The sequence below is a fragment of the Schaedlerella arabinosiphila genome (genome assembly GCF_003885045.1).
GTDB classification, from domain to species: Bacteria; Bacillota; Clostridia; order Lachnospirales; family Lachnospiraceae; genus Schaedlerella; species Schaedlerella arabinosiphila.
In genome coordinates, this window is the sequence record NZ_RHJS01000002.1 from 5908563 (window position 1) to 5921690 (window position 13128).

Annotated in this window: 9 protein-coding genes; all 9 read left to right on the forward strand. The window is 47.0% G+C overall.

Features of this window, described 5'->3' with window-relative positions; translation table 11 throughout:
- Positions 1-13 precede the first annotated feature (13 nt).
- Entirely contained in the window at positions 14-1342 is a 1329-nt protein-coding gene (locus EBB54_RS27765) for a glycoside hydrolase family 1 protein (protein ID WP_125129916.1), read from the forward strand.
- A gap of 18 nt (positions 1343-1360) precedes the next feature.
- Entirely contained in the window at positions 1361-2551 is a 1191-nt protein-coding gene (locus tag EBB54_RS27770) for a GDSL-type esterase/lipase family protein (RefSeq protein WP_125129918.1), read from the forward strand.
- 26 nt (positions 2552-2577) lie between these two features.
- Positions 2578-2922, forward strand: a complete 345-nt coding sequence (locus EBB54_RS27775) for a hypothetical protein (protein WP_125129920.1) — start codon at positions 2578-2580, stop codon at positions 2920-2922.
- A 414-nt stretch (positions 2923-3336) separates the two neighbouring features.
- On the forward strand, positions 3337-3519 hold the full coding sequence (locus EBB54_RS32395; RefSeq protein WP_279230006.1) for a DUF5597 domain-containing protein: 183 nt from the start codon (positions 3337-3339) through the stop codon (positions 3517-3519).
- A gap of 145 nt (positions 3520-3664) precedes the next feature.
- Positions 3665-6094: an alpha-amylase family protein gene (locus tag EBB54_RS27790; protein ID WP_243127843.1), complete on the forward strand. Its 2430-nt coding sequence runs from the start codon at positions 3665-3667 to the stop codon at positions 6092-6094.
- A gap of 19 nt (positions 6095-6113) precedes the next feature.
- Positions 6114-7544, forward strand: a complete 1431-nt coding sequence (locus EBB54_RS27795; protein WP_125129924.1) for an MFS transporter — start codon at positions 6114-6116, stop codon at positions 7542-7544.
- A 97-nt stretch (positions 7545-7641) separates the two neighbouring features.
- Entirely contained in the window at positions 7642-9963 is a 2322-nt protein-coding gene (locus tag EBB54_RS27800) for a GH36-type glycosyl hydrolase domain-containing protein (RefSeq protein WP_125129927.1), read from the forward strand.
- Between the two features lie 18 nt (positions 9964-9981).
- Positions 9982-12708 carry a family 78 glycoside hydrolase catalytic domain gene (locus tag EBB54_RS27805; protein WP_125129929.1) on the forward strand — a complete coding sequence of 909 codons (2727 nt, stop codon included), beginning with the start codon at positions 9982-9984 and terminating at the stop codon, positions 12706-12708.
- A gap of 245 nt (positions 12709-12953) precedes the next feature.
- The gene (locus tag EBB54_RS30635; RefSeq protein ID WP_004080171.1) at positions 12954-13124 is read left to right on the forward strand and encodes a hypothetical protein; all 171 of its coding nucleotides are present in this window, start codon (positions 12954-12956) and stop codon (positions 13122-13124) included.
- Positions 13125-13128: the final 4 nt, after the last annotated feature.

A 13128-nucleotide genomic window follows, 5' to 3' on the forward strand; every position in this document is an offset into this window, starting at 1 on the left:
GGAGGATATGACAATGGGATTTCCGAGAGATTTTCTATGGGGGTCAGCAAGCTCTGCCTATCAGATTGAAGGAGCCTATGATGAAGACGGGAAAGGAATGGGAATTTGGGACGTCATGTCTGAAGGTCATACTGCCCATGGCGAAAATGGAAATGTTGCGTGCGACCACTATCACCGCTATAAAGAAGATATTGCACTGATGAAAAAAATGGGGTTGAAATCCTATCGTTTTTCCGTGAGCTGGCCGCGTATCATGCCGGAAGAAGGAGTCGTCAACCAGAAAGGGGTTCAGTTTTATCAAAATCTTGTAAACGAACTAAAAGAAGCCGGGATCGAACCGCTCTGTACGCTGTTTCACTGGAATCTGCCAATGTGGATACAGGAAAAGGGAGGCTGGCGCTTTAAAGGGATCAGCGATGCATTTGCCGCATACACAAAAATTGTGGTAAAGGCGCTGTCCGGCGAGGTTGCTTACTGGATGACAGTCAACGAGCCTGCCGGATTTGTGGGAAACGGCTATGTGACGGGAGCGCATGCACCCTTTGAGAATCATCTGTCCGATATTGACCAGATAGGAACGATTCTCCCTCCGATCTGCAAAAATGTATTGTTGTGCCACGGTAAGGCAGTACGGGCCATTCGAAACAATGCGGTGAGGAAACCAAAAATTGGAATGGCATTGAACGGTTCTCTGATCCTTCCGTGGGAAAAGAGCGACGCAGGAATTGAGGCTGCGAAACAGGCGACGTTTTCGGATGAAACTGGATTTTCAGGGATTGATTTCTGGGCAGGGCCGATGATTCACGGAACGCTTCACCCGATGCTGGCGCCGTTTATCAGTAAAGAGGAACTGGAAATCATCCGGCAGCCTCTGGATTTTATGGGATACAACTGTTACAACGCCGATAATTACAGCGAGTATGCAGGTCCAAACCCTGCCGTTTATCCGGGCATGCCGCGGACCGCAATGGAATGGCCGATTACGCCGGATGCACTTTACTGGGCAATGAAATTCTTCTATGAAAAATATCAGCTTCCTTTGCTGATCACAGAAAACGGCATGGCCAACATTGACTTTATGATGTCCGATGGCTGCGTACATGACCCGCAGCGAATCGAGTATCTGAAAATGTACTTACATGGATTAAAGCGGGCAGTAGAGGAGAATATTCCGGTTATCGGATACCAATACTGGTCTGTCCTCGATAATTTCGAGTGGGCAGAGGGATATGACAAACGCTTTGGCCTGATTTATGTCGATTTCCAGACACAGAAACGAACCATGAAAGATTCCGCATATTGGTATGCAGATGTGATAGCAGGTAACGGAGAGAATTTATAAAGAAAGGAAAGAAATCAGATGAAGTGGATACCTATTTTTACAATGTGCCAGACAACCCAGAGAAAGATTTATGAACAGATGCGTTCCCAAATGGGAGAGGAACAGATGAATGACCAGTCCGCTGCCCGTACTGTTCGTCTGATCCTGCCGGTCAGCGTGACAGGGAGCAGACTGCGGCTTTGCTTTAAAAACGCGGATCTCCAGACAGGGGAGATCCAGAGGATCGTCATTGCAAAATGCACAGAAAGCGGCCAGATCGCAGAAGGGACGGCTCAGACGGTCACTTTTCAGGGGGAGAGCTATCTGACGGTAGAAGGGCAGGGAAGAAAAACAAGCGACAGTCTCCGTATAAATGTAAAAGCAGGAGAGTATCTGGCAGTATCTGCATATAGTGAAAGCATGAATCTGAGCGTCAATTCGATCGAGGCTATGATGATCCAGTCAGAGCCGGGAGATCTCTGCGATGTGACATTTCAGAACGTTGATCCGACCCCGGAGTTTATGCGTCAGAGAGGGTTGTATATGTCGCCTCAGTTTCCGATGCTTTCCATGATTGAAATAGAAACCGAAGAAGCGGAGCCGACGGTGATCGGCTGCCTTGGCGACAGTATTACACAGCAGGGATATTGGTTTTATCCTTTGTTAAAAAGGATATGCCGGGAGATACCGGAAAAAGCGGTTCTGCTGAACGCAGGGATAGCAGGAAACCGTCTTTGCAAAGACTCGCCTGAAAATTACGGTACACTGTTTGGATGTGCAGGTGTTAAGCGGATCGAGGAGGACATCTTTGAGATCCCATATATAAATACAATCATTTTCGCATTGGGAATTAATGATCTGATGAGCGGGGAAAGTGAGTACGATTCTAAACCTTCGCCCTCTGCTGAGGAATTTGGCCGGGCATGCCGGCAGGTGGCAGAACGTGCGGGGAAAGCAAACATCCATACGGTGGCGTATACACTGTATCCGGCTTTTATCGATTCGGATACTGAAATAGGAAAGAAAAGAGAAGCTCTGTTCCATGCGTACAATGATGAGATCCGAAGGGCCGGATTCGATAAAGTGATCGAACTGGACCCGATCCTGAAAGATCCGGACGGATGTCAGAGATATAAGGAAGGCATGTCACAGCCGGACGGACTGCATTTAAGTGATAAGGGAGGAGCTGTGTTGGTTGAGACGCTTTGCCTGGAGGATCTGGAGCATTGATTTGAAACGGATGGGTGAAAAGTGAAATGGCACAAAAATTTTTTACAATGAGTTTTGACTTTCCGGATGATCCGTTAAAGTACCAGCCAACGGTATGGATGATTGAGAAAAATCTGTTTGACTTGGCGGATCAGTTTCTGGAATCAGAGCCGGACGAGGATCAGCTATTTTATGTATGGGGACATGGATATGAATTAGATTTTGGAACCCGAAGGAGTAACTGGTACTGTTTTGAAAAATTTTGTGACCGGATAGCGGGAAGAAAAGACATTCTTTATTGTGATAATAAAACAGCATTTCGGATGCATGAAGAACAAAAAAGAAGAATATCGGAGGTGGAAAATGAAAAATCTGACGCAGATCAGAAATGATAATGGTATTCGTTTTTAGAGAAAAGATAGAAGAATAGAAAATAATATGGTATAATTCTTATGTTGCTCACCGACACCCGCAACAGGGAGGAGGTGTCAATGTTGGAATTTCTTACATCTTTTTGCCTATAGGCATTATAGCATATGCAGAAATCTTTATCAATATACTTTTAACAATTTAAAAATTTATCCTTATCTGGCATTAACCAAGAAAGACAGTAAAACTTATTTCCGGGCGGAAATGTACGGCGGGGAAAAGCTGAATACGATCTCTCCATTGTGTACAGCGGCAATAGAAAGGGATGCGGATGCTTTTTCTGCTTTGATGGAGCATATCAGAAAAACAGACCAAAATACAACGGTTATTATGGTTCAGGTAGAGAATGAAGTTGGGCTGTTGGGGACAGAGAGATTATTGTCCGCAGTTTTCATACAAAGCCGGGTGATCATAGAAAAATTGATTTTCTCAGAAAAGAATCAGGAACCTTTCAGGATGGAAAATGGGTATTCGCCCAGAGGCAGAATGGAGATGAAAAGATCGTGTCAATTTTGTACGATCTGCCGGGATGTTTTGAGATAGAGGTATTTAGATACTAAATGAATCAACATTTTGAAAACGAGGAAATAAATTAAAACATAAAACGCTATATTACAATATGGAAACGAATATTACAATATAAATCGAGAAATCCGTATTAAACTTCTCTTATAACCTGAATCACAAAAAAAGGAGGAGATAAACGTGAGACAGAAATTTCGGATTCACAAGGCGGAATCGAACAAGGGGGTGCTGGATTTCTCACATCTTCTGGATGCGCCGGCCGGAAAGCACGGGTTTGTTGAGTCAAGGAACGGACACTTCTATTTTGAAGACGGGACCCGCGCCAGGTTTATAGGATTTAACGTAGCAGCACGGTCTAATACACCGGATCATGTGACTGCGGATAAAATGGCAGAGCGTTTTGCCAGCATGGGCGTCAACATTATCCGTCTGCATGCGGCGGACGGCCCCATCGGGGACGAACCGGGAAGCTGGAGCAGCTGCAGGGAGGCGCCGCTTATCGATTATGAAAGCGGCAGCAGCAGGAAATTCCATAAGGAAGGTCTGGACCGTTTTGATTATTTTGCCGCAAAGCTCAAGGAGAAGGGAATCTATCTGCATATTGACCTGATCGTCTCGAGAGAATTTATGGAAGCAGATAAACTGGACTATCCGGGCGGCGCGCCTTCCTGCATCAAACGGCATGCCATGTACAACGAGCGGCTGATCGAACTGCAGAAGGAATATGCGAAGGCCCTTCTGCACCATGTGAACCCTTATACGGGCCTGGCTTTGATCGATGATCCGGCGGTGGTGACGGTACAGATCAATAACGAGGATTCCGCCATTAAGTGGCCGATGGAGGCCGATGCGGGAGAACAGATGAAGCCTTACCGGGATGAGGTTCAGAAAAGGTTTAATGAATATCTTTTGATGAAATATTATACCCGTGAACGTCTGAAAGAGGCATGGACCTATGAAGGTGTATGTGCATTGGGAGAAGAGGAAGATCCGGTACAGGGAACCGTGCGCGGAGTACAGGGCGGCTTCTATCAGCCGGAGAACGATCCCAACGGCCCATGGGATGGAGAATGCGGCCCTGCCCGGTATGCGGATTTTATGGAATTTGGCATTTCTATGAATCGGAAGTTTTATCAGATGATGAAGGATTACCTGCATTCCATCGGAGTAAAGGTGCCCATTGTCACAAGCAACCTGATCGCGGGAGCGGCAGACGTGTATGGACATACAGACGGAGATCTGATGGAAAATAACAGTTACTTTAATCATCCGCTTCTTCCGGTGGAGGGAAATACCTATCTGACAGTAGGGCCTTCGGAGTACGTTTCTACAAATCCGCTGACGATGCAGAAAGGCGTAGGTTCTATGTCTACAACACTTTTAAGCCTGGGTTCTGTGGCAATCGTGGGAGGAAAGCCTTTCATGCTCAGCGAGTGGAATGAATACGGGCTGCATCCGTTTCATTCGACTGCATTTGTACATACCATTGCCTATGCCTGCCTGAATGACTGGGACGGGCTGATCCTGTACAATCACCATACATCGGAAAACTGGGACGACCAGCCGGCAGATGAGGTCCTGAATGTATTTGATGTTTATAACGACCCGGCGGTAATCTGCCAGTGGGGATTTTTGGCCTCGGTATTCTTAAAAGGGCTTGTATCGACCGCAAAAAATCTCATTGATGTGGTCTATACTCAGAATGACCTGCGCACTTTGCCGAAATTCCATTCCATGCCGTCCACGTTTTTCCCGTATATCTCGGCAACGCGCAACGTATTCCTGGACGGCGGGGATGCTTATCAGGGACATGCGGATATTGCGGTCAATGCCGGATTTTTAAACGGGGCTGATCTGCGTGATGCGAAACACGGCGTTTATTATGCATGGTCTGAGTACCGTGATGCGCAGCGCAGGTTCAAAGAGGAAAACCGCCTGACAAGAGCGGCAAAGGGAACCCGTGAGATCCAGGCGGGAGTACACCTTGGAGAGCAGGCAGTTGTGTTTGATGATATTGCCTCCATTGCCGGGGATGGCGATTACCGTGCCTTTGCAAAGCTGATGGATCAGGCGATGAAGGAATGGGGTGTTTTGCCGGAAGGCACGGGTTATGTAGACGGAAAACTGATATCGGATACCGGAGAAATGGTATTTGACCCGGAACACTCCAGATATACCATCCATACGCCGCATTGTGCATATTTCAGCGGGGCGCCGGAAGAAACGATTTTGCTTTCTGATAAAGTGAGCATACAGTCCAGGAATGAAAGAATTTCTATCTCACTGCTGCCGGTAGGAGAAGGCGGGCTTAAAGAGGCGAAAGAATATGTCCTGACTGCGATGGGCGTGTCAGGTATGGACGAAGCAGCCTGCAGCGCCGGACCGGAAATGATGGGCATGACATTTACGGCAGTGGAGTTTAAAGGAAAATTGTATGCGGAAACTCTGGAAGGAGTTCTATGTGTGAAAGCAAAGGAGGCTGTACTTGAGATTTTAAATCCGGTTGGGGATGTTCTTGCAGAGCTTAACGGAGAGCAGGCAGGAGAACAGGTACGTTTTGCTTTGAACGGGGAAGTCCCGGGCGTACAATATCACTTAATTATAAAATAAGAATACGGGAGGCTATATCATGGCTAAGGATAAGAATGAGGTCCGCTATGATGCGGACGGTGCAAGACGCGTAATGCGCGCAGGGGATTATATGGCTGATCTCAGCGGCCAGCTTGCGCTGGGGATCATGGCAAATATTGTTGGGCAGCTGACATATTTTTATACAGACAAAGTCGGCCTGGCGGTAGGCGGAGTCGGAATTGTTATGGCAATTGCAAAATTCATCGACGCCTTTACGGATGTGATCTTCGGAAACATTGTGGACCATTCCAAGGGAGGCAATAAGAAATATTACCAGTGGATGCTGCGTATGGCGGTTCCGGCGGCAGCCATTATGATATTGATGTTTACCGTGCCAGTCCAGGCCGGGCAGATTCCGGCTCTTGCCTACGTGCTGATTACAAATCTCCTTTTGACGGCGGTTATTTATACAATGATCGCAACGCCGTTTTCTGCTGTCATGGTAGTCCGCACCAACAGCCAGAGTGAACGCGGCAGTATGGGAGTATTCCGTGCCGTAGGAAATTACGGTGCAGGTACGATCATTTCCATCGCAACAATCCCTGTGACGAATATTCTCGGAGGGACCCAGAGCGCCTGGATCAAGTATGGCGCTGTACTTGCGCTGGTAACCTTATTGCTGTTCCTGATCTGCTACAACAACGGACGAAAGGCTGTATTTGTTTCTGACCTTGATTCAGGAGATACGGCGGCAGGAGAAGCAGCGGATGAAGAAGCGGTTCCTTTTAAAGATACGATGGGGATGCTGCTGAAAAATAAATATTGGGTGATCGTGCTTTTGTTTAACCTGATCACATCCGTCACAAATGCAATTTCAGGGGCTTCAGGGGCATATTACTGCAAATGGATCTTTGGAAATGACACCCTTGTAGGACTCTTAGGCGCTGTAGGTATGCTTGCTACTGTAATTGGCTTTATTTTATCCAAACCGGTCATTGCGAAACTGGGTGTTACCAGAACGATCAATGTAGGTCTGCTCGGAGCGGCGATCACGGCGGCTGTCCGCAGTTTGATCCCTACGAATTTTACGGTTTATATGGTAACAGGACTTTTGGGAAGTTTTATCCAGATTCCTCTGATGTGCTTATATGGAGTATTGCTTGCCATGGCGGTGGACTATAATGAATGGAAGTACGATAAATCACTGGTGGCAACGGCCTCCGGAGCTATTGGTTTTGGAAGCAAGGTTGGAAATGGACTGGGTTCTCTGCTGCTGAGTCTGTTCCTGGTGCTTGGTTCCTATGACGCGTCACTGTCTGCGGCTACAAGTTCTATGAGGATTTCTATCTATGGGTTCTCAAATTACCTTCCGGTTGTGATCAATCTTCTGATGTTCTTTATCTTTCGGAAATTTGATCTGGAAAAGAAACTTCCGGCTATGCGTGAAGAGGTAGCGGCAAGAAAGGCGGCAAAAGAGAGTAAAAACTAATGCAGAATTAGCATCGGAATGAAAATCGGTACATGAAAACAATTGCTTTTTGTGTACCGATTTTTATACCCAAGGGCTTCCCATAAGGAGGAGAAATATGGTAAAACAAAAAATAACAGACAAATTATATGAATTTTCCCAGGACGGCAATTCATGTACCATTCTGGAACCACGGCCCCCCAGATACTGGTACAATTATCTGTGGAATGAAAATAGATATTGCGCCCAGATTTCCCAGATCGGACATGGGCGGAGTTATTATCTCAGCGAAAAGGCAGATATGTGCATGATCAATCAAAATGACGCCAGATATGTATATCTGCGGGATGAAGAGGATCATTCCTGCTGGAATATCGGGGAAGGACCGCTGAATACAAAAGTAGAGGATTATCAGTGCATACACAGTATCGGCTGCTCTTTGCTGGAATCGAAGTATCGGGAAATCAAGAGCTCCTGGAGGATTTTTGTACCCTGCGAAGGTTTTCATGAGGTATGGAGCCTGAAAATAAAAAATACCGGAAAGACAAAGCGTATATTGAGTGTTTTTTCAGCAGTCAGTTTTTATCTGGAAGGATTTCAGTATCCAAGATATTATGAAATGTATCGGTGTATGAAAACGGGATTTGATCAAGAACTGAATGGAATTTACTGTGACTCCTCACATCCCTTTGCGCCCCACGGCAAATATCATGGTTTTCTGGCATCCTCGGAGCCGGTGTTCGCTTACGATGGAGACCTGGCCAGATTTTGCGGCTCTATCAATACGCTGACACAGCCGGACGCGTCTGCCTGCGCGCTGTTCCAGCGTCCGGATGTGCTGATGAAAGGACTGGACTGTACCAATTCAGAGGCAGCGCTTTTTATCCTGGGCGGAGTATTACAGCATAAATTTACTTTGGAGCCGGGAGAGGAAAAGGAGATCCATCTGATATTTGGGATCAGTGAATCACTTGCGGAATCAAGGAAGGCGTCTGCAGGCATACAGGATTTTCAGGCAGTGGAGCAGTCATTCGAAGAAGCCCAGGAATACAATTACCGGAAAATACAGTCCCTTTCCGTACACACACCGGATGAAAAAATAAACCATAGGATGAACAACTGGGTAAAAAAGCAGGTGGACTTCTGCATTGTCGGAAAGAAGGGAGTCAGGGATAACCTGCAGATTGCAGCAGCATTGCTGGATTACAGGCAGGAAAAGGCAAAAGATGAGATCATGGAATGCCTCAGCCATCAGTTCCGGGACGGACATGCGGTGCTCACCTGGTATCCTTATGACGATACCCGTTACTCAGACCAGCCGTTCTGGATCATCTGGGCAGTCTGCCGCCTGATCAAAGAAACAGGGGATATTTCCCTGCTGAATGAAAAGGTATTCTGGCAGGACGGCGGCCAGGCAACAGTTCTTGAACATGTCAGGGCAGCAGTGGACAGACTGATCGCAGATAAAGGAAAAAACGGTTTGGTGCGTATTTATTTTGCGGACTGGAATGATGCATTAAATATAACTACAGATCCAGAAGCAGAATCTGTCATGCTGTCCCATCAGTTTTGTCTGGCATTAAAAGAACTGCGGATTTTGATGGAGAAGACAGGGCGCACAGACTATGCCGGATTTTTAGAAAAGGAGTATGGGATTTTAAAGGACAGCATTAATGAGCATGCATGGGACGGAAAATGGTACATGCGGGCGCTGAGTACAGTAGAAAATATTGGATCAAAGAACAGCCAAGGAAGTAAGATTTATCTCAATGCACAGACATGGGCCATTCTGGCTGATGTGGCGGATGGAGAGAGACTCTCTTTGACACTGGAAGCAGTAGACGGCATGGAACATGATTTTGGGTTCCCGCTGAATATGCCTCCTTATCCAGAGTATTCTCCCAATGTAGGAAGGATGTCGGGAATGCTTCCGGGATTATTTGAAAACGGCGGTATATACTGTCATGCAACCGGATTCAAAATTTTGATGGACTGTAAGGCCGGGCGGGGGAACAAAGCGTTGGAAACTTTAAAAAAAATCATGCCGGACAGTGAAAAGAATCCATCTGTACAGTCCGGAGCCGAGCCGTATGTGTTTACAAACTGCTATTCTGCGAATCCCGGATATTATGGAAAGTCATATCAGTCCTGGACAACAGGAACTTCCGCATGGTGCCTGATGGGGCTGTATGAGGGAATCCTGGGTGTGAAAGCAGACTATGACGGACTGCGGGTAGAACCTTGTTTTCCGGCAGCGTGGGAGTCCGCAGAGATGACAAGGATATTCCGCGGCGCACGGTATCATATGATGTTTAAAAATCCGAAACAACTGGAAGGAGGCGCAGCCACTATCACAGTGGACGGAGAACGCCTTTTGTCACAGGTCCTGCCGGATTTCCGGGATGGACGGCAGCATGAGGTTCAGGTAGAGATCGGATAAAAAAAGGAGTCGAACGAGATGAAGATCTATGATTTTACGATAGAATATCAAAGAGAGCCAAAGGGTTTAGGAGTGAAAAAACCACGTTTTTCGTGGAAACTGGAATCTGAGGAGAGAAATGTGCTGCAGGCTGCGTATCATCTATGGGTATTTAGCGATGGCAAACCAGTATGGGACAGCGGCAGGATGGACTCTGCTCAGTCTGTTCTGATCCCTTACGGGGGCTTGGATCTGATGGAGGAAACGGAATATCAGGTCCATCTGGCAGTGGAAGACAATCATGGCAGTCTGGCAGAAGCCGATACCCTATTTTCCACAGGGATTTATGAAACCGCACATTTTCAGGCAAAGATGATCACCCATGATTTCAGCGGGGAAGAAACTGCCTGTCCCGTGTTCTGCCGTTCTTTTACAGCGGCAAAACCGGTTGAAAAGGCCTGCCTTTATGCCACAGCCCATGGAGTTTATGAAATCACGCTGAACGGGAAGCGGGTCGGGGATGCGTATATGTGTCCCGGCTGGACGGATTACCATAAACGGCTGCAGTATCAATACTATGATATTACCGATGGACTGTGCTCGGAGAATCAACTGGAAATGGCAGTCGGGAATGGATGGTATAAAGGGATCTTAAGTTTTGACTGTAAGCCTGACCGTTATGGGAACCGGGTGGGGGCATTTGCGGAGATCCATATTTTCTATACAGACGGCAGCAAGGAAGTCATTGTCACGGATACAGACTGGAAAGTAAGGACAGGACAGATCCGTTACAGTGAAATCTATATGGGAGAAACGCTGGATACATATGATGCCGAAATAAAGGAAGGAACAGTATCAGAGTCGCCGTTCGACCCCTCAGTTTTGGTTCCGCAGGAAAATGAACCGGTGCGCGTCACCGAGCGTATTGCCGCAAAGAAGATTTTTACAGACCCAAAAGGGAATCGGCTGGTGGATTTTGGACAAAACCTGACCGGTCTGGTGGAGTTGAAAATAAAAGGGGAAAAAGGACAGAAGGTGACCGTGCGCCATGCAGAGGTTTTGGACAAGGACGGTGTATTCTATACGGAAACGCTGCGTACAGCAAAATCTACGGATACCTATATCTTAAACGGAGAAGAACAGGTTTTGATGCCCCACTTTACATTCCACGGATTCCGATACATTGCCGTAGAGGGAATCGAAACACTGCGTGCGGAGATGTTTACGGCCTGTGTGATGCACTCAGATATGAAAAAAACAGGATCTTTCCACTGCTCCAATCCGGCCGTCAATCAATTACAGAGCAATATTGAGTGGGGGCTTCGGGATAACTTTTTTGATATTCCTTCCGACTGTCCCCAGAGGGATGAACGGCTTGGATGGATGGGGGACGCTCAGGTATTCTCGTGGACTGCGGCGTTTAACCGCAATACGGCTCTGTTTTTTTCAAAGTGGATGAAGGATGTGGCGGCAGCTTCATCTCTGGAAAAAGGAGTTCCCCATATTGTGCCGGATATTCAGGGAACCTACAGCTCTGCCGGATGGAGCGATGCCGCGGTGATTATTCCCTGGGTGATATACCAGACCTACGGGGATGAGCGGATTTTGGAGGAATCCTGGAAGTGCATGCATGAATGGGTAGATTATATCCATAATAGGGTCAATGAGGACGGCCTGTGGATGACCAATTACCAGTATGGAGACTGGCTGGCTCTCGACCGGGAACAGGGAGATAAGAGTGTGGGGGCAACAGATGTATATCTGGTTGCAAACGCGTACTATCTATATGTCACCAGTCTCGTGGCACAGACCGCCAGAGTGTTGGGAAAGGAAGAAGATGCAGAGCATTATGAGGAATTGTATGCAAAAACACTGGAATCTTTTCGTGAGGAATACTATACATCACGAGGCAGAATTGTCAGCGAGACGCAGACAGGGTGTGTGTTGTCTCTGTTTTTCGGACTGGCCAGGGAACAGGATCGGGAGAAAATTTTGAATACGCTGGTTGCAAATATTGAGGATCATAAAAATCATTTAACTACAGGTTTTTTGGGAACACCTTATCTGTGCCATGCCTTATCGGATAACGGCGCTCACCAGATGGCTTCGATTCTGTTTATGCGCGATGACTTTCCGTCATGGCTTTATGCGGTAAAGATGGGAGCCACTACCATTTGGGAGCGGTGGGATGCAATTATGCCGGACGGTACCATGCTGCATCCGGGATTAAATTCCATGAACCATTATGCCTATGGTTCGATCGGAGACTGGATGTACCGGAAGATCGGCGGTATCAATCAGATGGAAGCAGGATATCGCAGATTTTATGTAAGGCCCATGTTTGTACAGGGAATTGAGGAAGCAAGGACCGAGCTTGAAACACCCTATGGGAAAATTGTTTCCGCCTGGAGCTGCAGAAATAAAAAGATCCATGTGGAGATCCAGGTTCCCGCAAACACGTCGGCAGTAGTCTACCTGCCGGAGAAGGAAGAGGCAATTAACGTCGGCTCCGGTACGTATGCTTATGACTATGCTACAGAGACCAGCCTAAAGGAGCTTCGGTTCAGCCTGGACAATACATTGGGCGAGATTATGGCAGAACCTTTGGGAAAGCAGATGCTGGACCAGATGGTGCCGGAATTGATGGCAAACCCGATGATCGAATATGCGAAACAAATGACTCTTGCAGAAGGAATCAGTTCAGCGCCGGATATCCGGCCTGCATATGAGGCTGTCATTCAGGCACTGAATGAGCAGGAGGTATAGGATCAGGGAGGCGCTTTTCTGTATGAAAGCGTCTCCGATTTTTCCGGCAAATATTCTGTTACGGACAAAAACCCGCCGTTTATGGACAAAACGGCAGAAACCTCAAATTTGTATTATCCTGTCAATGTAATCAAACAAACAGAACACCGCAGACAATGCGGAAATATGTATTTGGTATAAGCTCACTCTCCGCAGCCGGAAACAAAGCTGTGGGGAGAAGGTGTTTCAGAAGGAGGTACAAATTAATGCGTCACTTTTATTTGAGAATGGTAATGGGAATCATCTGGCTGCTTGCGGCAGCGGTTTCTTTGATCATGCTGAATATTCCGAATGTGATTCTGTATATTGCATTGGGAATCGTGTTTTTCCGGTCAGCCTATTCTATACGGGACAAGGAAAAAGATAAAAGAAAATGATCCG

Bases quoted from the DNA above. Each gene is read 5' to 3' on its own strand.
- EBB54_RS27805 (WP_125129929.1), top strand. From the start codon at position 9,982: ATGAAGATCTATGATTTTACGATAGAATATCAAAGAGAGCCAAAGGGT.
- EBB54_RS27770 (WP_125129918.1), top strand. From the start codon at position 1,361: ATGAAGTGGATACCTATTTTTACAATGTGCCAGACAACCCAGAGAAAG.
- EBB54_RS27765 (WP_125129916.1), top strand. From the start codon at position 14: ATGGGATTTCCGAGAGATTTTCTATGGGGGTCAGCAAGCTCTGCCTAT.
- EBB54_RS27800 (WP_125129927.1), top strand. From the start codon at position 7,642: ATGGTAAAACAAAAAATAACAGACAAATTATATGAATTTTCCCAGGAC.
- EBB54_RS30635 (WP_004080171.1), top strand. From the start codon at position 12,954: ATGCGTCACTTTTATTTGAGAATGGTAATGGGAATCATCTGGCTGCTT.
- EBB54_RS27795 (WP_125129924.1), top strand. From the start codon at position 6,114: ATGGCTAAGGATAAGAATGAGGTCCGCTATGATGCGGACGGTGCAAGA.
- EBB54_RS27775 (WP_125129920.1), top strand. From the start codon at position 2,578: ATGGCACAAAAATTTTTTACAATGAGTTTTGACTTTCCGGATGATCCG.